The 24,199-nt window shown below is 40.4% G+C and carries 20 protein-coding genes; 10 read left to right on the forward strand and 10 right to left on the reverse strand.

Annotated features, from left to right (window positions below):
• Nucleotides 1-3 precede the first annotated feature (3 nt).
• Complete coding sequence (gene priA / locus BST97_RS01780) at nt 4-2,454, forward strand: replication restart helicase PriA (RefSeq protein WP_085765629.1); 2,451 nt, start codon at nt 4-6, stop codon at nt 2,452-2,454.
• Between the two features lie 1,042 nt (nt 2,455-3,496).
• On the opposite strand, the gene BST97_RS01790 is transcribed toward priA, so the two are convergent.
• The gene (locus BST97_RS01790; protein WP_085765631.1) at nt 3,497-4,486 is read right to left on the reverse strand and encodes a hypothetical protein; all 990 of its coding nucleotides are present in this window, start codon (nt 4,484-4,486) and stop codon (nt 3,497-3,499) included.
• Nucleotides 4,487-4,701: 215 nt separating this feature from the next.
• Between BST97_RS01790 and BST97_RS01795 the strand changes: the two genes are divergently transcribed.
• The 3 genes from BST97_RS01795 to BST97_RS01805 are packed head-to-tail and all read left to right on the forward strand — an operon-like array spanning nt 4,702 to nt 8,297.
• A complete protein-coding gene (locus tag BST97_RS01795) occupies nt 4,702-6,237 on the forward strand; it encodes an NAD(P)H-hydrate dehydratase (protein WP_085765632.1) in 1,536 nt (511 codons plus the stop codon).
• Entirely contained in the window at nt 6,237-7,742 is a 1,506-nt protein-coding gene (gene hutH, locus BST97_RS01800; protein ID WP_085765633.1) for a histidine ammonia-lyase, read from the forward strand. Before BST97_RS01795 ends, hutH begins: the two co-directional genes overlap by 1 nt.
• An 18-nt stretch (nt 7,743-7,760) precedes the next feature.
• Entirely contained in the window at nt 7,761-8,297 is a 537-nt protein-coding gene (locus BST97_RS01805; RefSeq protein WP_157111384.1) for a hypothetical protein, read from the forward strand.
• 24 nt (nt 8,298-8,321) lie between these two features.
• On the opposite strand, the gene crcB is transcribed toward BST97_RS01805, so the two are convergent.
• The 8 genes from crcB to BST97_RS01845 all read right to left on the reverse strand — a co-directional run bounded on the left by crcB (nt 8,322) and on the right by BST97_RS01845 (nt 17,837).
• Nucleotides 8,322-8,690: a fluoride efflux transporter CrcB gene (crcB, locus tag BST97_RS01810; protein WP_245833626.1), complete on the reverse strand. Its 369-nt coding sequence runs from the start codon at nt 8,688-8,690 to the stop codon at nt 8,322-8,324.
• Nucleotides 8,687-9,703, reverse strand: coding sequence for an SRPBCC family protein (locus tag BST97_RS01815; protein WP_085765635.1), 1,017 nt, complete (start codon nt 9,701-9,703; stop codon nt 8,687-8,689). The genes crcB and BST97_RS01815 overlap by 4 nt, the downstream gene beginning before the upstream one ends.
• 221 nt (nt 9,704-9,924) lie before the next feature.
• Nucleotides 9,925-11,262 carry a M28 family peptidase gene (locus BST97_RS01820; RefSeq protein WP_085765636.1) on the reverse strand — a complete coding sequence of 446 codons (1,338 nt, stop codon included), beginning with the start codon at nt 11,260-11,262 and terminating at the stop codon, nt 9,925-9,927.
• A gap of 180 nt (nt 11,263-11,442) precedes the next feature.
• A complete protein-coding gene (locus BST97_RS01825; protein WP_085765637.1) occupies nt 11,443-12,603 on the reverse strand; it encodes a peptidylprolyl isomerase in 1,161 nt (386 codons plus the stop codon).
• Nucleotides 12,604-12,686: 83 nt separating this feature from the next.
• Complete coding sequence (gene gldI / locus BST97_RS01830) at nt 12,687-13,256, reverse strand: gliding motility-associated peptidyl-prolyl isomerase GldI (RefSeq protein ID WP_085765638.1); 570 nt, start codon at nt 13,254-13,256, stop codon at nt 12,687-12,689.
• Nucleotides 13,225-14,250, reverse strand: coding sequence for a DHH family phosphoesterase (locus tag BST97_RS01835; protein ID WP_085765639.1), 1,026 nt, complete (start codon nt 14,248-14,250; stop codon nt 13,225-13,227). The genes gldI and BST97_RS01835 overlap by 32 nt, the downstream gene beginning before the upstream one ends.
• Before the next feature lie 48 nt (nt 14,251-14,298).
• Nucleotides 14,299-16,122 carry an ABC transporter ATP-binding protein gene (locus tag BST97_RS01840; protein ID WP_085765640.1) on the reverse strand — a complete coding sequence of 608 codons (1,824 nt, stop codon included), beginning with the start codon at nt 16,120-16,122 and terminating at the stop codon, nt 14,299-14,301.
• Nucleotides 16,122-17,837, reverse strand: a complete 1,716-nt coding sequence (locus BST97_RS01845) for a phospho-sugar mutase (protein WP_085765641.1) — start codon at nt 17,835-17,837, stop codon at nt 16,122-16,124. Before BST97_RS01845 ends, BST97_RS01840 begins: the two co-directional genes overlap by 1 nt.
• 206 nt (nt 17,838-18,043) lie before the next feature.
• Between BST97_RS01845 and BST97_RS01850 the strand changes: the two genes are divergently transcribed.
• From BST97_RS01850 to BST97_RS01875, 6 genes are all read left to right on the forward strand, one after another.
• The gene (locus BST97_RS01850; protein WP_211277455.1) at nt 18,044-19,675 is read left to right on the forward strand and encodes a 2TM domain-containing protein; all 1,632 of its coding nucleotides are present in this window, start codon (nt 18,044-18,046) and stop codon (nt 19,673-19,675) included.
• Between the two features lie 10 nt (nt 19,676-19,685).
• Complete coding sequence (locus BST97_RS01855) at nt 19,686-19,973, forward strand: 2TM domain-containing protein (RefSeq protein ID WP_085765642.1); 288 nt, start codon at nt 19,686-19,688, stop codon at nt 19,971-19,973.
• A complete protein-coding gene (locus BST97_RS01860) occupies nt 19,966-20,739 on the forward strand; it encodes a LytR/AlgR family response regulator transcription factor (protein WP_085765643.1) in 774 nt (257 codons plus the stop codon). Before BST97_RS01855 ends, BST97_RS01860 begins: the two co-directional genes overlap by 8 nt.
• Before the next feature lie 118 nt (nt 20,740-20,857).
• Nucleotides 20,858-21,568 carry a DUF4331 family protein gene (locus BST97_RS01865; RefSeq protein ID WP_085765644.1) on the forward strand — a complete coding sequence of 237 codons (711 nt, stop codon included), beginning with the start codon at nt 20,858-20,860 and terminating at the stop codon, nt 21,566-21,568.
• Between the two features lie 23 nt (nt 21,569-21,591).
• Complete coding sequence (locus BST97_RS01870; protein WP_085765645.1) at nt 21,592-22,182, forward strand: DUF4331 family protein; 591 nt, start codon at nt 21,592-21,594, stop codon at nt 22,180-22,182.
• A 63-nt stretch (nt 22,183-22,245) separates the two neighbouring features.
• Nucleotides 22,246-23,562, forward strand: a complete 1,317-nt coding sequence (locus BST97_RS01875) for a tetratricopeptide repeat protein (RefSeq protein WP_085765646.1) — start codon at nt 22,246-22,248, stop codon at nt 23,560-23,562.
• A 111-nt stretch (nt 23,563-23,673) separates the two neighbouring features.
• On the opposite strand, the gene BST97_RS01880 is transcribed toward BST97_RS01875, so the two are convergent.
• Nucleotides 23,674-24,126: a tRNA (cytidine(34)-2'-O)-methyltransferase gene (locus tag BST97_RS01880; protein WP_085765647.1), complete on the reverse strand. Its 453-nt coding sequence runs from the start codon at nt 24,124-24,126 to the stop codon at nt 23,674-23,676.
• Nucleotides 24,127-24,199 lie beyond the last annotated feature (73 nt).

Genomic DNA, 24,199 nt, shown 5'->3' on the forward strand with positions numbered 1-24,199 from the left:
TCCATGTCCCATTTTATAGACGTCATTCTGCCATTGCCGTTAGAGCGGTTCTTTGCCTACAGCATCACCCCTGCAGAGGCTGATTATATCCAGCCAGGGATGCGTGTGGCGGTTCCCTTCGGTAAATCAAAAATCTATACGGGAATCGTAGATCGCGTGCATCAAGAAGAACCCGTCGCTTATGAGGTACGAGACATTGAATTCATCGTAGATGATACGCCTATAGTAACTCAAGACCAGCTTAAACTCTGGCGGTGGATTGCGTCCTATTACGTTTGTAGTGTGGGCCAAGTCATGCGGGCGGCTTTGCCAAAATCCCTTATGCTGGAAAGTGAGACCATCGTTTTGAAAAACGAACAAAGCAATCACGATGAAGATGAACTGGATGACAAGGAATTTTTGATACTCGAGGCGCTGGAAAATAGAAACGCCCTCAAGGTTCAAGAAGTTATGGACATTGTAGATCGCAAGTCTGTTTTACCACTACTGAGAGACATGCTGGACAAGAATTACATCTTGCTCAAAGAAGAAGTTTACAATACCTACAAACCCAAGCTTGAAAAATACATTTACCTGCATGAGCACTACCGTGACGAGGAACGCCTAAAAAATCTACTGGACGATATGACTCGCGCCCACCAGCAGCGCAACGCGGTCATGACGCTCTTCATGCTCAAAACCGGTAATAAGGATGTGACTAAAAAAGCGCTGATGGAACGCGCTCAGGTTACCAGTAGCGTGATCAAGGCACTCGTTGATAAAGAAATATTTATAGAAGTAGAGAAAGCGGTAGATCGCGTGCTCGATGAGCGTATGGATGGCGAAGACCTATATGAGCTCAACCAAGACCAAGCCGTCGCCATGACACAAATCAAAGCCAGTTTTGAAGAAGATAAGGTGACACTTCTACATGGTGTGACTTCCAGCGGAAAGACCGAGATCTATGTTAGATTGATCAAGGAGATTCTAGAAAAAGGTAAACAAGCGCTTTATCTATTACCCGAGATTGCACTGACTACTCAACTCATAGGAAGGCTCAAATTTTTCTTTAAACATCAGGTACTGGTGTTTCATTCTAAATACAGCTTGAATGAACGACTGGAAGTTTGGCAGCATATTATAGATGCAAAGGAACCTTACGTCATCATAGGCGCCAGAAGTGCCGTTTTGTTGCCTTTTCAAAATTTACGACTCATCATTGTAGATGAAGAACACGAGACCAGTTTCAAGCAGCAAGATCCAGCACCTCGATACCATGCTCGGGACACCGCGATTGTCTTGGCCAAAGTCAAGTCGGCGCGCGTGTTATTGGGAAGTGCTACGCCCAGTATCGAGAGTTATTATAATGCTACAACTGGCAAGTACAGCCTGGTAGAACTTAAAAGAAGGTTCAAAAATATTAAGATGCCAGAGATTAACATGATCGATCTTAAAGTCAAGCATCATAAAAAGCGTATGAAAGGCCATTTTTCTGACACGCTTATCGAGCACATGCACGAGGCTTTTGCAGATAATAAACAAGTCATCTTGTTTCAGAATCGGCGTGGTTTTGCGCCCATTTTAGAATGTGAGACCTGTGGCAACGCACCGCAATGTCCTAACTGTGACGTGAGTCTTACCTATCACCAGTACAAGAACCAGTTGCGCTGTCACTATTGCGGCTACCACACCTACATTCCCAAAGAGTGTCCTACTTGTTCCAGCACGGCGCTGGATACTAAAGGTTTTGGCACCGAGCAAGTGGAGCAGGAGTTTATGGAACTGTTTCCCGACCATAAAATCGCGCGCATGGATCTGGATACTACCCGAGGAAAGAACAGCTATGAGAAGCTCATTGCAAAAGTAGATACCGGAGCCGTGGATTGTCTCGTGGGAACCCAAATGATTACCAAAGGTCTAGATTTTAGAAATGTGGATCTGGTAGGCGTGATGAATTCAGACAGCATGCTCAACTTTCCAGATTTCAGATCGCACGAGCGCTGTTTTCAATTGCTTACCCAAGTCGCCGGTCGCGCCGGCCGTACAGAGAATAGGGGAAAGGTGCTTATTCAAACCTATAACCCTGATCACATGATCTTGCAGCAGGTGAGTACCTACGACTATTCCACTTTTTTCAGGGAGCAGCTGGAAGATCGGTATCAGTTCAAATATCCGCCGTACCATCGTTTGATACGCATTACATTTAAGCATCGCGATTACAACTTCACCCAAGAATCTGCCCAATGGTTTGTAAATGCCTTGAATCAGATACCGCATGGGGTTCAGGTATTGGGACCTGAATTTCCAGCCGTGGCGCGCATCAGGAATAAATACCTCACGCACGTAGTTGTAAAAATTGGTAAACAGCACGAAGTGAACAAGATCAAGGGCTATATCGTAAAAGTGCGCCGTAGTTTTGAGGCGATCAAGCAATACCGCTCCGTGCGCTGCAATGTGGATGTAGATGCTTACTAGGGATTTCGCTTTCGCGAAAGCGAGATTAAACATGTGGGCGGCGTGGCGCTAAAGTGAGATCGATATTAAATCACTGATGGCTGAATCACTTTTCAAGGTGCACATGTGTTTAGATGGATAGGATCATTGAGCAGATTTGATATTCAGCATAAATACAGCCTTATCCTTGACTCTTCTCAAAAAATCTTCTATGTACAAAGTGATTTATTGATGTCAGCATAATGAAAATCAAAATTTTAGATATCCAACCCATCAAAATCCAATATGGACCCAGAGTGAAATCATATCCGATAATTCCCTCGTTCAACAGATAATCTCGGTGAAATATTGCCACTAAAAAGGTAAACCTTTCAATACTTAGAACGAATAACAAGCTTATGAGAATTCTTGTGATCAAAAGTTTCCTTACAATTTTGAATCTGAAAAGCTGAGTTAGCAGTAACTATAGCAGTGGCTCAGCCCAGACAGCGAACGTATATTTATTAGTTAATTGATCATAGTATTCTCTTCTGAGCAAATTGTTATCCAGTTCAAAATAATATGAGATAAGACCAATAAGCCAAAGAACAAACCAGGCGATCCCAACATAAATAACTGTTTGAATTGCACTCTTATCAAAATCAGCCAGCCACTTCTTGTTTCTGAGAAAGAGTTTAATCAAGAAATAAATTATTGAATAAAACCCAAACCCTACGAGAATATCTATTCTCAATAAATCTCGAATTATCAATAGAATTTCACTCAATGATCATCATTTTTTAATGTGTTTCAACCTTCTTCTGAATTAAGAGATAGAGATTTTTAGATAGTTTGCTTTGTTGTTGGAATTATTATCTAAACATGAAAACAGGGTATGTAATTTGTATCATCGTCGCTAGAAAATAAGGGGTTTTTATCTAGTCCAGCAAAATGTGATTTTTTCAAAAAAAAAAAATTCAGTTAAGTGTATGCGAAGTTAAAATTTGACATCCGAGATTTATGATAAGCGCTAATTTTCTAAATTACTCACGAACTGATTAAAGTATTAGGACATCGTAGTAATCTATATTTCATTTAAGCAATTGATCAGATTGGGATTCGATTCACCATAGCTGACAATTTTTATATCCAAGGGAACATTTTTAAATTTTCTAATGGATTTTTGCAATGATTCTAAAATCCAATATTCTTCATTCCCAAATGCGCCACCACCAACTAAAGTAAGATAAACTTTGTTTGATTCATTATTTTTCATATTCATGATTGCAGCAAATAAAGTAGATTCATAAGTTGATTCCAAAATTACTCTCGCAAAATATTCCCAATAAAAGGATTCTATATGACTGTAAGCAACAGGAAGGGCTGAGCAGTATACTTGGGATACTTTATGCTTCGTAATTGACTTAGTAACTTCAGTATTCCATTGAACTCCAATTTTTAATTTTTGTTTTAATCTTTCTCTTTCAAGTTCGGAAAATCCAGCGATTATTTTGTTTATTTTTAAAAGACCATTTTGGTTTATTAGGGCATAGCCATTCTTCATTTTCCAAAGATTTAATTCTTCATTCTTCAATTCTCTGCCTATTAATTCTAGGCAGTCAATTTGATTATGAGCTGATTGTCCGATTTGTCCATTTACTTCTACAAAGTAATTCCTGAAAATTGTTCCTGCTCCACACGCAATGGCACAAGCTGGGCCTTGAGTAAGATCAAACTCATATCTATCTATTCCTTGTTCTGGTGTAACCTCAGGGCTAACCATTTCCAGCAGATTGAATTGTGAAGCAGCCTGAAATAAAGCATTGGAATTTTCTACTTTGCAATGCAATTCTTGAACGTCCGTAACAACTTCTTCTACTTGAATTTCTGAATGAAAATCGCTAATATCTCTACTGCGGCTTTTTAATTCTTCTAGAGTTAAAATCTCTAATTTTCCAAATGAAAATCTTTGAGAATTTCCAAGTGAAATAAAATCGTTTCCTTCAATTTTAAGATTACTTCTGACATATTCTGGTGAATTTTCTTTGAATCCAGTTAGTTGTTCAAACCACATTTACTGTATTTAAGTTACCTTAACCGGCAGCAGTATAATCTTTTTCTGCTGAAGGTTTTCTATTAATTTCAATTTCCTAAAAATACATTTTAAAAATAGAATTTTCCATCGATTAAAACTTGTTCAACTCGATCGATGTTTTCTTCATACAATCCCTAATCCCACCACCTTAAAATCACCTTCATTTCCTTAAATTGCGAGTAAGAAATTTTGATTTGAAGATACTCAGCGCACAACAACTTGCCGAAGCCGACAAGTCCACCATTGAAAAGCAACAAATCACCAGCATCGACCTAATGGAGCGGGTCGCCACGCTGGTCGTGGAGCGATTGCACGCCCGTCTCAATGGCGCGCCGGTTCCCATTAAAATCTTTTGCGGGATCGGTAACAATGGCGGCGATGGCCTTGCGATTGCTAGACTTATGATCCAGCACGGTTATCACGTCACTACTTATGTGACCAATTGCAGTAAGAAACGCAGCAAGGACTTTCTCGTGAATTACGATCGCATCAAAGACGTGACAAAGGACTGGCCCATTTTATTGAGCTGCAAGGAGGATTTTCCTGAGATCACACCCAAGGATATTGTGATAGACGCTGTTTTTGGCACGGGTTTGAATCGGCCGGTGACGGGATGGATGGCAGATTTATTCAATTATATCAATTCAGTTTCCGCTTTTACCGTCGCTATAGACATGCCCAGCGGCTTGTACGCAAATGAACCGCACGATAAACAAGACGCGATAGTCAAGGCAGATCATACCTTTACCTTTCAAACGCCCAAACTATCCTTTTTTCTACCCGAAACAGGGAATCAAGTGGGCACATTTGAAGTGCTCAACATAGGTCTCGACCCTGAGTACCTCATGCAGGCGCAGCCTCTCGCTCAGCTCATTGCACGTGAAGCAGCTCAAAACATGTACCGCCAGCGCGATAAATTTGTCCACAAAGGCAACTTGGGGCATGTATTATGCATGGGTGGTTCTCACGGCATGATGGGGAGTATTTCCCTCACCGCCGGTGCTGCGATTAACGCAGGCGCAGGCAAAGTAAGTGCTTACATCCCCAGTCATGGGAACACTATCGTGCAGACTCTTTGTCCCGAGGTGATGACCTTATCCAGCAAGGGCGAGCAATTCATCACTGATTTTGAGCATGTCTTAAAGGACTACGTGTTATGTGTAGGGCCTGGAATGGGGCAGGAGGAGGAAAGTTATTCCGCTTTCGCGAAAGCGGTACATCAACAATCATCTCCCATGATCATAGATGCAGATGCGATCAACCTGCTTGCCTCAAACCATGATCTGCTGGAAAAATTACCCAAAAACAGCATACTGACTCCACACGACGGAGAACTTAAGCGATTGATAGGCGATTGGAAAAACGACTATGAGCGATTAGAAAAAGCCAAAGAGTTCTCCGCAAAGCACGATCTAATACTGGTACTAAAAGGAGCCTACACGATTACCGTTGCTGAGAATCACCTATATGTGAATGATAGTGGAAATCCTGGCATGGCTACTGCTGGTAGCGGCGATGTTCTAGCCGGTGTGATTGCCTCTTTTGTCGCTCAAGGTTATGACCCACTTATCGCAACGGTTTTTGGCGTTCATATGCACGGTGCAAGCGGTGATCTTGCTGCCCAGACTTATGCGCATGAAGGTCTTAAGGCGAGTATTATATCAAATTTCATAGGACCAGCCATTTTAAACCTATTCAGAAATCCAGAAAACAAACCCCAAAACGCATAATGGAACATTTCATTTCAACCAAAAAACTGTCTCTCAAAGATTTCAGCTCGATCGTCAATCAGGTGGATCGCATAGAGCTCTCAGAAGAGTGTAAAGAATTGATTAAGAATAGTAGAAATTTTTTAGATGAGCGTTTCGGCTCGGAGTCAGACCAGACATCGTATGGTATCAACACGGGTTTTGGGTCACTTTGCGATACCCGTATCGAATCAAAAGATCTACAAGAGCTCCAGCATAATTTATTGAAATCCCACGCCTGTGGGACGGGTGATGAGGTCCCCAGTGAAATTGTCAAGCTCATGCTATTCCTCAAGGCAAAAAACCTTTCTTATGGTTATAGCGGTGTGAGCCTGGAAGTGGTAGAGCGGCTTATTTATTTTTTTAATAATGATGTGATGCCCGTAGTTTATGAACAAGGGTCTCTGGGAGCTTCTGGAGATCTAGCTCCACTGGCGCATCTTACGCTTCCTATTATTGGTTTTGGAGAGGTGCATTATAAAGGTGAGCGTATGAATGCCGCCGATTTTTATGAAAAAGTAGATCTTGAGCCTCTAACTTTACAAAGCAAGGAAGGGCTCGCGCTGATTAACGGAACCCAGTTTATGCTGGCTTATGGAATACACTCTCTGTTACAGGCTTATCGCAATATTTACTGGGCGCATATTACCGCTGCACTTTCAGTAGATGGGTTTGATGCAAGTAAAATCCCGTTTGATCAGAGGATCCATTTAATCAGGCCACATAAAGGACAGCTCAAAAGTGCGGCAGAGATGGAGGAATTGCTGGAAGATAGCGAGATCGCAGATCATGTAAAACCTAACGTGCAAGACCCTTACAGCTTTAGGTGTGTCCCACAAGTTCATGGTGCTACTTACGACACCCTTGCATTTGTTTCAAAAACTTTCATGACGGAAGCTAATGCTGTAACTGATAATCCCAATGTTTTTCCAGATTCTGGAGACATTCTCTCTGGTGGAAATTTTCATGGTCAGCCGCTGGCTCTAGCGCTGGATTACCTTGCGATCGCCATGAGTGAGATTGCCAATATTTCAGAACGCAGGACTTTTCAATTGCTTTCAGGAAAAAGAGGATTGCCATCTTTCCTCGCAAAAAATGCAGGTCTTAACAGTGGATTGATGATTTTACAATACACCGCTGCGAGTATCGTTAGTCAGAACAAGCAACTATCGGCTCCGTCTTCAACAGATAGTATTGTTTCTTCAAACGGCCAGGAAGATCACGTGAGTATGGGAGCTAATGCCGCAACTAAGTGCTACCGAGTCCTGGAGAATGTTACAGCCGTACTTGCTATTGAATTGATTACCGCTACAGAGGCTTTAGAGCATCGCTCTATGAAGACTTCGAGCTTTTTGGAAAATATAAAAACGCTATTTAGGGTAGATGTTCCCGCACTTGAAAGTGATCGTATCATGCACGACGATATCGAGGCCTCTAAAAAGTTCATTAAAGAGTTGATGATTGAAGATGAGTTGCTTTTTGGGTAGTTAATTTCTAAAGTGTCTATGAAAACCTTTTGGTACATATTACCAAGCTTGATTTATATTTTGTGCTTGATAAGCATGGAGAAATATATTCTTGCTCCGGTATTCATGTTAATTGTACTGGCTTTCGCAGGGAGTTTAATAAACCATTTCAGAATTTATAAATCAACATTCGAACTGCGTAGAAAGCTCATTGTAGGGCTTATTACACTGCTACCATTATTGGATATAAGTTTAGGTATTTCAAACTCAATTAGAGATCAGATAAAAGGTGAGATCGTTTTGAGTATTATTGATGATGGAGTTTTTGCCTCTTCTGCTTTCACCATTAGAGAAAAAAACCAACAACTAGTGGGGTATATAGATCAGTCTGCTGCTGGTCTTGGTGAGATAGAAACTGCAGAAGTGGAAATCATTAATGATTCAACCCTGACTTTTACATTATTAGAAAGAGATTATTATCAAATACTAATTTATGATAAAGAGCATCAAGTTTTTAATGATACTTCCAATTTGAGAACATACTGTATTATGAGAAACAAATTAATGTCTCAATAAAAATAATTTTCTACAATTTTAATTTCAAAATACCTTAGAAAACCATAATCCTAAGAATACAAAAAGCAAACCTCCGAGGATAGAAATGAGCAGGTAGCTTAACATGCCCATATAATCTTGCTGTTTCATAAGATTAAAAACTTCCAAAGAAAAAGTACTGAATGTGGTCAAACCACCACAAAAGCCCGTACCTAGCAGCAGGTACCAGCTCTGAGGAAAGTCTTGTTTCTCAAATGCTCCAAAGACAAATCCCAATGCGAGGCAGCCCAATAAGTTGACAGCAATAGTAGGTAGCCATTGAATGGTATTTGAATTGATCGTTGCAGAAAAGTAATATCTCAAAGAGCTACCCAGACCACCACCTATAAAGACCAGAATTAAATATTTAATCATTCTACTGGGATATAGACTTCAGTAATTTGATTTGCTGGGTTATAAACATCCTCTGCATCCACTCTATAAACTTCCCATGGTGCATAGCTGGACCTGGATAAACCTTGTTGCTCTATAAACTTATCAATTTTTGTCCTGACGAGCTCAAGGTTTTGAGTATCTCCATTCAATGTACATCTAATAGCTTCAACAGGATTTTTATACTGACATATAATACTGCTATTGACCTCAGTAATAATTTTCTCTTGTATGGGTATAGCAACGGTGATGATCGCCGTTCCATTTTGCTGATCTACTTGATCATAGATCAGTTTTGTAGGCCCACTCGCAGCTATATTGTGCCTTCTCATAAAGTTAATAATTCCAGCCTCAATTTTATTTCTTAATTCGGGTACAAATCCCACATTTGTACTTTGAGTCATCATAAGATGAAATCCACCACTAGTTGCGGTTTTGAATGGTTCAGAGATGGTATATGTTGCCATCATACTTTTGAGAGAGGCATCAAGTGAATCAATAAATGGATCTTGCAGCGCTGGAATCATCTCATCAGTGATTTCATCAGAAAGAAATCGAGCGACGATCTTATCAGTGAGATCTCGATCTCCCGTAACTATCGTCTTAATTTTAGTTTGATTTTTTTCAATAGAGTCTAGCAGAATATTTAGGGAGAGCGATGTACCGCCTTTACTGATAAAGTCAAATTTCACGGAATCAAGAGAGTCTAGGCTTTTCAAAGTGAGTGTTCCAAACTCTGCACTACCATACTTATACTTGGCGGTTGCATCTACATCATTCAAGAGTAGCTGATTGCTGCTGTCCTCTATTGTGATATGCTTGTTCCATTCATCCCATTTTGAGAAATCTGTAAGAACTTCATAAACTAGCGGAATAGGAGCATCCACGGTAACTTCTTGTTCTTCGTTAATCGCTCCGTCCTGAAGTGAAAAATAGATAGCACCTCCTATAAATACGATGCACAATAATATGACTAAGTACTTGATAGCTTTCATGAGCCTAGAGCTTTGCGCCAAATATACAATTTATGACAATCCACAGATATACTCTGTGTTTAAGATGTGTGCGCTTTCCCTTGGTCGCCATAGGCTTGCCGACGGCGCAGCGCGAAAGCGAGATTAATTTCAATCTACAGCCCTAATTGCACTTTTGTAGTTCTAAAATTAATAACGGTCATAGAACAGCTAATTTATGCGGAATAATACAGTACTATGATCTAACGGCTTATTCCACTGGGAAAGCTCACGATACTTTCCATACCATTTTCACCCACGGCAGCAACTCCGAAGAAATAGTTATCAATCACAATTCCTTCAAGAGTAAATTCTGTTACACTACCCACATATCTACTATGATCCCAAGTAGGGCTAGTGGTGTCTCTCCAGTAAATTTTATAACCCACCGCATCTGGATGAGCATCCCATTTAAGTTTTGCGCTAGGTTCTACGATACCGCCTATTTTCACATTTTCAGGTCGGGTAGGAGCGTGGGCTAATAGGGCTAAATTAATGGCGTTTACAGCGGTGAGTTTTTTAGCATAAGGAAAATTAACGTGTTCAACCACATCACCATATTTGATTCCGTTCTCTTCGCGTATATCCTGATGTTGTTGCGTGTAGTTTTCATGAGCCTCCATGATGCGTATTCCGGCAAAACCTAAATCATTAAAAGGTCTGTGGTGTCCACCTCGACCAAATCGATCCAGTCGATAAACCATCATAGGCTGCATCTCTGGCATATAGGTGTTAACAGACCTATAGACATAACGAGCAAGTTGCCTGGAGATTCCATCAACTTCTCCACCGTAAAATCGGCGGCCAGTGCGTTGTCTATCTGTTTCCGTCGGGTCTGTAGGTTCTGAAAAGATGCGAAACTCTCTATTACTTATGACACCGTCCACCCCTTTGATGTTACCGATCATGTCGTTATTCAAGATTCCTATGATGTTCCATTCTTTATCTTTGGCATAATCTGCCAGTACTTTCCCACCAAAAAGTCCTTGTTCTTCACCACTCAAACCCACATACACTATGGAATTATTGAATTTGCGTTTACTTAAAACCCTTGCTGCTTCAATAGTTCCGGCCATACCACTTGCATTGTCGTTTGCACCAGGAGCATCTGTAGTATAGTCCATGGTATCACTGGCTCGACTATCTATGTCGCCGCTCATGATAATCATGTTATTTGGATTTTTAGAACCTCTTTGTATCGCAACAACATTTACAACATAAGCATCTTTGGGAACTCTATTTCCCATTTCGGTAGTTACGAGATCGCGCTGGTAGAATACTTCAAGGCATCCATCACACTCGGCAGAAATCTTATCAAATTCAGCTTTGATCCATCGTCTGGCAGCACCTATTCCACGCGTATCTGAAATCGTATCAGAAAAAGTATTACGGGTTCCAAAACCGGCCAGTCTCCTCACATCAGCCTCAATACGATCAGCGCTCACCTCGTCAACGATCTTGTATAAATCCATTTGATCCTCAGTAGGAACTTGGGCAAATGCTAAACTGGAGAGAAATAAGGAAGCTAAGAGTAGTCTCATTATTTTTTCTTTAAATATAGAGGTTGTTACGCTTTCGCGAAAGCGTAAAATCCCAACTTCTACAGCCTCAATGAACTAATAAGAAAAAACCATCTACTTTAAAATTCCCAGTTGCAAAGGAAATTTCAAATAGATGGTCTTAAATATTAGGAGACCTCGAGAGTCTAATATCTCAGATCGCTATTGCTGTGGCTCAAGCATTTTCATTTCAAAAACAAGATCGCTATTTGGAGGTATAGGTCCCATGGCACGCTCACCATATCCTACCGCAGATGGTATGAAGGCTACAATTTCCTGTCCATACTCCATGGATAGTACGGCATCCTTGAATCCCTGTACTGCAGACATCTCAGGAGTGAACTTGACTCCTATAGGTCGGTAGGCCCCAGCGCGTTCTTTCATAGGGTTTACCGCGTTGAAATTTTGAGCCAACTCTAGATCAGAACTGTCAAACATAACACCGTTTTCCAGATAACCATTATAATCCAGTTGCACTTGAGCTCCATTTTCAGGCTTGACCCCAGTTCCTTTTTCAACCACATAGATCTTTATCTCACTATTGGGAATGCTCTTAGCTTTCTTTTTAAGCTCCATCAATTCCTTTTTTTTGTCAGCGATGAAAGCTTGTGATTTTTCAGCCCGTTCTCTGGCGATACGCTGTTCTTCTAAACGTTTTTCTTCAGCTTTTTTCTCAAGCCCTTCAGATGCCTCTTTGAACACTTTCATGGCGTCAAATTTTCTGGCCTCGTTACCTTTACGGATTATGCGTACACTATTCATAACCACGCTGTCTAGGGGTTTGTCCCTACCATCAGTCTGTACTGTCGCTATGGAATCTATAACTTCAGTTCCTTGAATTACTTTCCCAAAAACGTTATAATTCATATCTAAGCTGGGATTAGGCTTATGCATAATAAAGAACTGGGTCCCGTTTGTTCCTGGACCTGCATTTGCCATGGACATCACGCCTTTCTCGTCATGTTTGAGACTGTCTTGAACTTCTTGAGGGAATTTGTAACCCACACGACCACTACCTGTTCCTGTGAAATCACCCCCTTGAATCATAAATCCATCAATAACGCGGTGAAAAATTAATCCGTCGTAATAAGGCTTGCCTTGAAGACTGTCAGTAAGCTCAGTGTGCTCACCTTCTGCAAGGGCAACATAATTTGCAACGGTGGCAGGCGCTTCATCGTAGTACAGTTCAGCAACCATAGTACCTTTAGTTGTATTGATCTCTGCGTAGATGCCATCTTCTAGTTCTGGATATTTATCTTCCTCACATCCAGCAGACATGAGTATCAACGACAGTGCGCAAAGTAAATAATGTATTTTTTTCATTCTAAATTTTAAAATTTTGATTAGAGTATTTTGAGGGTTTTTGCTTTCGCGAAAGCGAGATATAAACCAGCAATTATGATGCACTACGGCTTATTACCACCCGATTTATTGATTTCTAATAATTTGATTCTGCTTTTGAACGGTGTATTTGCACCTATACGATTCTTATCTCCTATATAACCATAGGCAGAGTAGGAGGGGAAATAGGCGATAATCTCGTCGCCGTCTTGCATCAATTTAAGGGCTTCACGCATGCCTTTGAAAATCCCATATTCCTGCTCCATACTTTTAGTTACTGGTGACAGCTCTTCTTTACGATAAATTGTGTCACCATTTAGTGCAACAACGTCATATTCAAAGGTCACTCGGTCGCCAAATTCAGGTGAGGGAGTCTCCAGTTCATCTTGTTTTGTGAAGTAATAATAGAATCCATCACCACTACGCAAGTAATCAATGCTATCTCGTTCCAGCAGCGTTTCTATAGCCGCCTCTTGAGTCGCATTCAGCTTTTTATTGAATTCTACTGATGCCTGATCATTAGAAGTTGAGCCTCTGGTGACCGGTCTTCTTGCCTCAATTTTTTGACAGCTTGAAATGGTCAGTGCCAGGACCATTCCTAGACTAGATATCAGTCGCCAGAAGTTCTTTTTCATAGGCGGGCAATATACTAATTAATTTGGTCACCGTGTCTTCTAGTGACTCATCACTCTTGCCACCAGCAGCATTATTATGGCCTCCACCTTGCCAGTGTTCTCGCGCCATTTTATTAACGTTGAAAGTGCCTTTAGATCTTAGAGAGGTTTTAATAATACCTTCTTGCTTATTTTCAAGAAATATTTGGGCAAAAACGATGTCATCTATACTCAAGGCGTAGTTCACAAAACCTTCAGTATCTCCCTTTTTAAAATCATGATCATCTTGCTCTTTCTGGCTTAGGGTGATATAAGCCGCTCGGTATTCAGGTAAAACAACCAGATTATTGAGAGCAGTGCCTAAAAGTTTTAGCCTATTAGGAGTATTTGTGTCATAAATACGACGATTGATCATTTCAGGATTTGCCCCATTATCTACCAGCGCTGCTGCAACTCGCAGAGTTGTTGAGGTTGTAGAACTGAATTTGAAACTTCCCGTATCAGTTAAAATCCCGGTATACATGCTGGTCGCCATCGCAGGAGTAATCACATCAATAGCCTGCATCATTTCCAAGAAATGAAAAACCATTTGACAAGTGGAGCTCATCGAGGTGTCACTGTAAGTGTATTTGGCAAAATCTCCAGGTTGCTGGTGATGATCGATCATCACAAAATCAGCCTTGCTTTTGACTAAATACTTTTCTAGCTCACCCGTGCGAGAAAGATCATTGTGGTCCAAACAAAAAATCAAATCAGCTGCATTAATGATTTCCTCAACCTTCTCAGGTTGCTGCTCCACGTTTATAAAAAGATCAGCGTCAGGCAACCATTTTAAAAACTTGGGAAAATCATTAGGGGTAACAAGACTTACTTCATGTCCCAATTGATCCAGATAACCTTTGAGTGCCGTGGTAGATCCTACCGCATCACCGTCAGGACTTTTATGTGGTACAACCGTAATTTTTTTGGGTTGCGTTAGTATTGATTTGAGTTCTTTAACTTGATTTTCATTCATAGTTCAATAATAGGAGCGTACTCAGATAGTTGTGATGAAGCACTATTTTCAAGCGCGCAGGCTCTGCATATTTACCAGAGCGTAATAATGCCCGTTTTTTGCCAGCAACTCTTCATGGGTACCTTGTTCTACAATCTCGCCCTGACCCATAACCACAATGTGATCTGCATTTTGAATGGTAGATAGGCGGTGTGCGATCACGATACTGGTACGGTTTTTCATAATGCGTTCTAAGGCATCTTGGACCAGACGCTCACTTTCTGTGTCGAGTGCACTGGTAGCCTCATCCAGTATGAGTATGGGAGCGTTCTTTAAAACGGCACGTGCGATACTGAGGCGCTGTTTTTGCCCACCGCTCAGTTTGCCACCGCTGTCACCTATGTTAGTATGAATTCCTTCATCAAGATCCTTGACAAACTCCCATGCATTGGCAACTTTGAGCGCTTTGATAATGTCTTCCTCAGTCGCATTTTTATCGCTCAAGGCTACATTTACCGCCACCGTATCGTTAAAAAGGATACTGTCTTGAGTAACGATTGCCATTTGATCGCGTAGCGTTTTTAAGCTCACATTCTTGATATCATGCCCGTCGATGGTGATGCTGCCGTTTTGAACATCGTAAAACCGAGTGAGCAGGTTTGCAATTGTACTTTTACCTGAACCACTCTGGCCTACGAGGGCGACACTTTTCCCCTTTTCAACGTTCAGCGTGAAGTTTTTGAGTACAGGATTCTCGTTATAGGCAAAGGTGACGTTTTTGAGTTGTATCGCTTTCGCGAAAGCGGGAATTTCAATAGCTCCAGGCTTATCCTCGATCGTATTTTGCGTATGTAAAATCTCTAAGACGCGTTCTGCAGCGGCGTTTCCTTGCTTGACTCCATAACTAGCCTTTGAAATAGCTTTAGCAGGCGTGAGGATTCCGTAGGCCAGTCCCATGAATGAAATGAAGATAGCACCATCTATATCGCCGTCAAACACCATCGTACCTCCAAACCAAAGCAATGTCCCGATCACTAGAATACCTAGAAACTCACTTACTGGGCTGGCAAGTCCCTTACGTAATTCCAGCTTATTTGCGTAATTGTAATATCGTTGTGTACTGTCAGTAAATGTATCTTCCATACGCGATTCGGCATTAAAACCTTTTATGACCTTAAGTCCGCCCAAGGTTTCTTCAAGCAGAGACAGAAAATAACCCTGCTCGCTCTGCACCCTATCAGATTGTTTTTTTAAACGCTTGCCTATAAGCGATATGATAAATCCAGAAACTGGAATAAATACTAATACAAAAATGGTAAGCTTGACACTAAATAATAGCATGGCTACAAGTGCAAAAAGAATGTTGAGTGGTTCTTTTACCATCAATTCCAGTACCGATAGGAAACTGGTTTGTATCTGTTGCGTATCATTTGTAGCGCGAGCAATAACGTCACCTTTACGCTTTTCAGAAAAAAATGATATGGGGAGATTCACTACTTTGTGATAAAGCTCATTTCTTATATCGCGCATCACACCATTGCGTAGAAAGGTGATGAAATACATCCCTAAATATCCAAAAAGATTTTTCAGCAAAAATAGAATCAGGACTAATGCTATCATCATAACAAGTGCTTTGTCTTGATTTTCATTCATCACATCAGTCACGTACCAGTTGACATAACTTTCTAGGTATTCCTTTGATTCCCTAATACCGGTCCAAACGGGTTTGACATATTCTTCTTCAGTAGTTTGAAACAACACTTTCATCACCGGCACTAATGCTACAAATGAAAGAGTTCCAAAAAGCGCGTAGAAAATATTACAGACAATATTAAGGACACCATACCTTTTATAGGGTTTGGCGTAAGTTAGGATTTGCTTGAAGTAATTCATTATTGAACGCCTAGATCTGACAGTATGCCGTCCATCTTATCAAACAATTGCTGCCTCTTGGCAAAGTAATTATCGATGGAATCCAACTCGGTTTTGGCGGAAATGTAGAACTTTATTTTTGGCTCCGTACCGCTGGGTCGTGCCGCGATCTTAGTACCATCGGCTAGGTAGAAGATCAGCACGTTTGACTTAGGCAGATCGATATCCTCCGTTTTATCCAGTTCTTTGTTATGCCTCTTGCTAGTCGCATAATCTTCCATAATGACCACGTCCTGCCCGCCTATTTGAGCTGGAGAATTCTCACGTAGATCAATCATCATTTGTTTGATTTCTTCAGCACCAGAAATACCTTTCTTTACTAGAGAAACTAATTTTTCTTGATACAGTCCGTGCTCTAGGTAGAGCTTCAATAATTCCTGATAGGCGGTTGAATTTTGCGCTTTCGCGAAAGCGTACATCTCACAAGCCAGTAAACTAGCAGTTACAGCATCTTTATCACGCACAAAGTCGCCCACCATGTAACCAAAACTTTCCTCACCACCACCGATGAAGTCCTGATCTGGATGGTCCAAGATCATTTTTGCAATCCATTTGAAACCAGTAAGTCCTTCCTTGCATTCCACCTCGTACTTGCTCGCCAGGTCGTGCATCATAGGTGTAGATACGATGGTCGAGCCTATAAAAGGAGCTTTTTTAGAACCAAGATCTGTCTGGCGTAAAAGGAAATCAGTCATGGCGATCATAGTTTGGTTTCCATTAAGTAGGGTCATATTACCCTCATTATCACGCACTGCGACCCCTAAGCGATCACAATCTGGATCTGTACCGATTACGATGTCTGCATGAATTTGATTTGCGAGGTCAACAGCCATTTTCAGAGCTGCTGGTTCTTCTGGATTTGGTGAATTTACGGTCGGGAAATCTCCATCAGGGAACGCTTGTTCCTTAACAACATGTAAATCTGTATAGCCAGCGCGCTTCAAAGTTTCTGGCACCATCGTAATACTGGTCCCATGAAGACTGGTAAAAACAATTTTTAAACGACTGCGATCTATATCACCGGCAATCTTACCAGATTTAATACTGTCTTCGATAAAATTATTATCGTCCTCTTCACCTAATAGTTCAATAAGCTCCCCCTTACCATTAAAATTGATGTCTGAAAATTGGGTTTTATTAATAAGGTTAAGGATTTCCTTGTCCTGAGGCGGTACGAGCTGCCCACCATCTTGCCAGTATACCTTATATCCATTATACTCTGGCGGGTTGTGGCTCGCAGTGAGCACAATACCAGCGTGACAGCCTTTTTTCTTTACCGTATAGGAAAGAACTGGAGTAGGGCGCAATTCTGGAAATAAATAGACCTTGATATTATTTGCACTAAGGACTTGAGCAACGACCTGAGCCAACTCTTGCGAATTATGACGGCAATCGTAAGCTATCGCAACTTTCACCTGCTCATCAGGAAATTCTTGAAGGAGGTATTGGGACAGACCTTGCGTATTTTTACCTAAGGTATACTTGTTGATACGGTTAGTTCCCACACCCATGACACCTCGCATTCCTCCGGTACCAAATTCAAGATCCTTATAAAAGGATTCTTTAAAATTGTCATCGTTGGCATTTATCATAGCTTGAGTGGCAGCTACGGTTTTTTCATCAAAAGGAGGTTGTGTCCATGCCTGGGCACTGCTTAATATTTTGTCTTGGTCCATATCAATTGTTGAATTACAAAAATAAGGAAACCTATTATGACAGCCATTGCTATGCAGATTTACCTTAATTCCATTTTTAGGTTAAATAACAATTCAGTTGTTGTTTTTTACAGTTGGGTAAGTACCATTTCTCTTAACCATCCTATTGAATGCATATTTGAAGCGTCTCAAGATTAGATGTATTTTAGAGACTTCAAGGAAAAACCATGACAATTAAAAGATTTTTTGAAATAGTCTACGCCTCGATAGGCATTGCTGTAGGAATCACGTTGATCAATTTCTTGTTTGGGAATTATAAAGACGGCTGGGAGAGTACTCTAATAAATTTCGGAATCAATCTCATGTTTTCATTTTCTCTAACGCTGGTCAATAACTGGTTTTTCCATTTTATGGATAGGTTCTACAGCTGGGAGCGGGACGGAATGAAAAGGTTAATAATAGGAGCGATAGGATCTGTATTCATTACCATGATAACACTGTTTCTGCTATTATTTATTACCACGGTTATCATATATGATCAGACAGTATCAGCATTCTGGGATAACCAGCAGTATGAGTGGTATATGGTAGGCCTCCTTATAACTCTTGCTATTACAGTGATCTTTCATGCCATCTACTTTTATAAGGAATTACAAGCCAGAAAGGTAAGTGAGCAAAAGGTGATAGCAAGAAGCGCTGAAGCCCAATTTGATGCACTTAAAAATCAACTAGACCCTCACTTTTTATTCAATAGTTTAAACGTTCTGGTATCACTTATAGAAGAAAACCCAAAGGCAGCTACAAAATTCACGACTTCCCTCTCAAAAGTTTACCGATATGTTTTGGAACAACGTAATAAAGAAACTGTAGCGGTAGATGAGGAACTGAATTTTGCACGTACCTACGTTCATTTATTGAAAATGCGCTTTGAAGACAGTCTAGAAATAGAAATCCCTGAACAAAGTCAGGATCCTGACGCTCTGGTTGTGCCTCTATCACTCCAGTTACTGTTAGAAAACGCCGTCAAACATAATACCGTAAGTGATTCAAAGCCTCTGAAAATTAGAATCTTTGAAACGGGAGGTGAGTTAGTCGTAGAAAATAATTTGCAGCCCAAGTCTGTAGTCAAAAAGGGTAGCGGTGTAGGACTACAAAATATCGCATCAAGATATGGATTGCTTACTGATCGTAAAATGTCCATCGAGAAAACAGATTATCAGTATAAAGTTCAGGTTCCTATACTTAATAAGGACGAGATAAATAAATCAAAAAATCATAACACAATGGAAAATTACTCAGTAGAAGATGTAAAAATGGTTCACGCACGTGAACGGGTTAAAGAGCTCAAGGGTCTGTATAACAATGCCTTTAAATCTGTAGCGATCATCCTATTTTTAGTGACGATCAATTTTTTCACTAGTGATTTTCCTTGGGCAATCTTTCCAGCTATAGGAATCAGTATAGGCTTGTTGATGAATTATCTACGTACAACTGACCAGGATGTGTTTTTAGGAAGACAGTGGGAAGAGCGCAAGATTGAGGAACACATCAGACAGAATTCTGAAGGTATAACGGCAACTTATCAGGAACGCTATACGGCGGCCAAAGAACAAGTAGGGGAGATCAGAGGTTTCTACCACCACCTATTAATATATATTGTGATCAATGCCGGTATTGCCTATCTCAACTACTTTATAGATCAATGGGCGTTTCCTTGGTTTTTGTTTCCGCTTGGGGGATGGGGACTTGGGGTCATAGGTCATGCGATAGGTACATTTAACTTGAATCCATTTCTATCTAAAGATTGGGAAGAGCGCAAGATCAAAGAGATCGTAGAAAAGGAAAACAATAAATTATAATTTCCATACCATGAATAATCAAGAAGAAATCTACAAAAAGGCAAAGGAGAGAATTCATCAACTCAGAGCATTTTACACGCACTTCACAGTTTTTCTCGTGATTGCTATACCCTCCTTGATCATAGGCTGGATATTATCTAAGGCTGTATTCCATAGTTTCTTGATAGGTTATGCAGGCTGGGGATTAGGAGTGCTTATTCATGCTATCGTAACGTTTGAGATCTTCAACTTCTGGGGTAAGGACTGGGAGGACCGCAAGCTTAAGGAAATCATCCAAAAAGAAAATCAAAATGCGTAGCATCATAATAGAAGACGAGAAACCTGCAGCGAGACGCCTACAGCGCATGGTGACTGAAATAGATCAAGCTCCCGTAGCCGTGTTGCATAATGTTAACGATAGCATCGAATACCTAAAGAACAACGACCACCCTGATCTTATTTTTCTGGACATACAATTGAGTGACGGCTTATCTTTTGAAATTTTTGATCATGTAGAGGTGAGCAGTTCCATAATCTTTACCACGGCTTATGATGAGTACGCCCTGCAAGCCTTCAAACTCAACAGTATCGACTACCTTCTCAAACCCATTGATGAAGAGGAGCTTAAGGCAGCGATGGATAAATTTAGTTCACGCTTTCGCGAAAGCGAGAAAACGACAACCACCGTTCAGCAACTGGACCTGGAAAGTATCGCAAGACTTCTTCAGAATCCCGTGGATAAACAATACAAGAAGCGATTTACCGCAAGAGTAGGTGAGCACATTAAACTGTTTCCCGTGGATGAGGTCCAGCTTTTTTATTCTGAAAATAAGGGGACATACCTTAATATAGAAAACGGGAGAAATTACCTGATTGATTCCAAGCTTGAAGCTCTGGAAGACGAGCTGGAACCCCAAAAGTTTTATCGCATAAGCCGGCAGGCGATCGTAAATGTAGATGCCATACAAGATATCGTTGCTTATACAAACAGCCGCTTACAGGTTAAGATTAAATCATTTGATGAGTTCAAACTCATCGTAAGCAGAGAACGTGTAAAAGATTTTAAAAATTGGATAAACCGCTGATAATTTGTAATTAAATCTTAAAATTCCTAGGATTATTAAGCCTTTAACAAATTATTTCAAACCAAAGCTGCTTCCACTACGTAGTTTGAATAAATAATATACTTAAATCAAATTACAAATGAAAAAAATTGCTCTCTGGTCGTGTGTAGCTTTGTGTGCCATCGCCGGTACTATTATCGCTGCAGACCACCTCGACGCACCGGCTGTTGCTGGTACAACTTCTGACATCGCTGATTTTTATGCCTTTGAAGGAGAAGATGATGATTCCACAGTTTTTGTAGTAACGCTGCCTGCTGGTGATGCTGCTTCAAATTTTGATGAAGACGTGCTTATTGAAATTAACATTGATAACACTGGTGTTGATACTCCTAACGGTGTGCCCTCTGCTGGTGTAAATCAAGATCTTGTTATTCAGGCATTGAGACAAGGTGACCGCATGTACTTCTTTGGGCCTTATACAAACACTTCCACTGAACTTACAAGTACTATAGATGTTGATGAATTTACGGGTAGTGTACAGATCAACTCTGAAGGTGGCGAGATGAATCGCGGTGTACGTGCATTTGCTGGCCAGCGTCAGGATGCATTCTTCTTTGATTTTCAAGCATTCAACAACGTGATCATGAACGCACCTGCTGAAGGTTTTGGAACAACTGGAAATAATGATTTTGCAAGTGCAAACGTTAATGCAATCGTAGTAGAAGTGCCTAACTCATTATTGGGAACTGCACCTACCCACCTAGTAGATCAATTGGCAACTGCTGTTGGTTTACCAGCATTCAATCTTCCTGACTCTTATAATGTTTGGGTAGAAACAAAAAGACGATAATACCAACTTTTAAAAAAATAGAAATGAAAATATTTAAATATATAGGAATAGCAGCATTTGCTCTAATGGCAGTAAGCTGTAATAATGATGATGACGTAGCAACTGATGGCGGTGTAGATACCGATTTTACAGGTACGTTTGCACAAGAAGATCAAATGGGTAGACCCGGTATCAATACTGTTTTTACTCCTACTGATGCTGACGAGAATCAATTTAACGTTACTACACCAGCAAATCAGTTGAGTTTTCAGCCTACTTTTCAAAGTCGTATAGAGGCTTATTATGCGGCTTACAGTCAGACAGCTGGTACAACTCTTGAATATGAGAATAATATTTTGGGTGTGGATTTACCTACATTAACAACAGTTCTAGCAATTGATGTACTACAAGTGTCTCCTAATGCAGATACTTCTTACTTTAATCCAAATACAGGTGTGCCGCTTACAGGTCGTACGCTGGAAGATGACGTAATTGATGTGTCTTTGATTTTGCTTTTTGGTGGTAATGACGGTATGCGTTTTACCTCACCTACTAATTTAGTAAGTGACAATGTAGGAGTAGAAGCTGGTGCAGCTAGCTCAAGTTTTCCTTATTTAACAGCTGCAAGATTTTAAAATTTGATAGTTATAAATTTAAGCCGATTCTTAAAAAAAGGATCGGCTTTTTAATACCTGCCTATGAAAAAAATATCTCTATTACTTGTTCTTTTAATCCTTGCCAGCTGCAAAAATGATTCTGGTAAAGATGCTGCAACTAGCATAAAAGATAACAACGCCATCGTAAACTTTAGTGATTTTGAAGATCATCTTGATCATGATATATCTCAGAGAATCGGCGAGATCAATACTGAAATTGATAGTCTGAAAAAAGTTCTTGATGACCGACCTAACAATATTCTAGACTTAGCAAAGGTTGCTTCGCTACTAGATGAACGATTTGACCTCAAGGCAAATGTGGAGGATTTGAATGAGTCAGTACGCTTTCGCGAAAGCGTAACAAAAAAAACAGCCATCAAACCAGAAGGTGCGCAACGCATGCTCGCACAATCTTATATCAAGCAGCACCGTTTCAAAGACGCTGATAGTGTGATGAAATCCTTCACGCAAGAATATGCGAGTAGGGAGAGCAAATATGTGCTTTTTGACGTGGCGATGGAGTTGGGCCGTTATGATGAAGCAGAAAAATTACTGGACGAGCTAAAAAACGATTCAGATTATAATTATCTTATCCGGTCCGCGAAGTGGAATGATTATATAGGTAGACTAGACAACACCATCATAGCGATGGAAAAAGCTCTGAAACTTGCTGAATCTAGCGGGAATACCGGATGGAAGTTGTGGAGTTACAGTAACATCGCAGATTATTATGGCCACGACGGTCAGGTAGAAAAAAGTTATGACCATTATCTAAAGACTCTTGAGATAGATCCAGGAAATACTTATGCACTTAAAGGAATTAGTTGGGTAGCTTTTTCAAAAGATGGTCAGGCAGAACAAGCACTGCAAATCATTAATAAACTACAAGAAAGACATCCATCACCAGACTATCTGCTATCAAAAGCAGAACTGATGGAATTTATGGGAAAGGAAAAAGACACTGATGCTTTAAAGAGTGAGTTTATAACCCGCGTGAACCGTCCAGAATATGGCGAGATGTACAATGCCTATTTAATTGAAGAATTAGCTTCAGGATCTGATGAGGAAAAAAGTAAATCCCTCGAAATTGCTCGTAAGGAAATTGAGAATAGAGCGACTCCTGAGACCTACGATCTTTTGGGTTTAGCTTTATTAGAAAATGGGCAAAATGAAGAGGCTTTGGAAAACCATAAATCCTACGTGATCGGTAAAACTTTTGAACCTGTTGCTCAAATGCATACTGCGATGATTTATAGGGCAAACGGTATGGATGACGAAGCCGAAGAGCTTAAAAAAGAGCTTCTTGAAGCTGAGTATGAGCTAGGTCCAGTGGTGATTAAAGAAGTAAAGAAAATTTAACAGTTGTTCAAAAACTAAAACAAGTTTTTGTTCGTAGATAGAGAGTAATAGTTTTTTGGTTGGTTAGTTGGGATGCCTGATCTGATTCTTTTCAGATCGGGCATCTTTAATTTAGGAGATGTTTAATTGCCTTAACCCTTCATAGACAACTATTGCAACGCTGTTTGCCAGATTGATACTTCTGATTTTATCGCTGCGCATCGGGATGTTATAAAGATCTTCTGTGTATTTATCGGTGATAGCAGAATCTAAGCCTTTAGACTCCTTACCAAAAATGATCATGGTCTCTTCTTCAAACCTAATCTCAGTATAATTCTTTATTGCTTTGCTGCTCGTAAAAACCTTAGGCTTGTCCGCATGTAGTTTTTCAAACTCCTCAAAATTCTCGTAGATGTACAGATCGATGTGCTGCCAGTAATCTAACCCAGCGCGTTTAAGTCTGGCATCAGTCAATTCAAACCCAAAGGGCTTGATCAAGTGCAAGCTGCAACCAGATGCCAGTGACAGCCTGCCTATGTTACCGGTATTAGTATGAATTTCAGGTTCTACAAGTACGATGTGCATATTGTTGAGTTGTTTGTTTATAGTTGACGGTTCTCAGGTTGGTAATTTGAGTGACTTCATGAAATTCTCAATT

It is taken from the genome of Nonlabens spongiae (assembly GCF_002117125.1).
Taxonomy (GTDB): Bacteria; Bacteroidota; Bacteroidia; order Flavobacteriales; family Flavobacteriaceae; genus Nonlabens; species Nonlabens spongiae.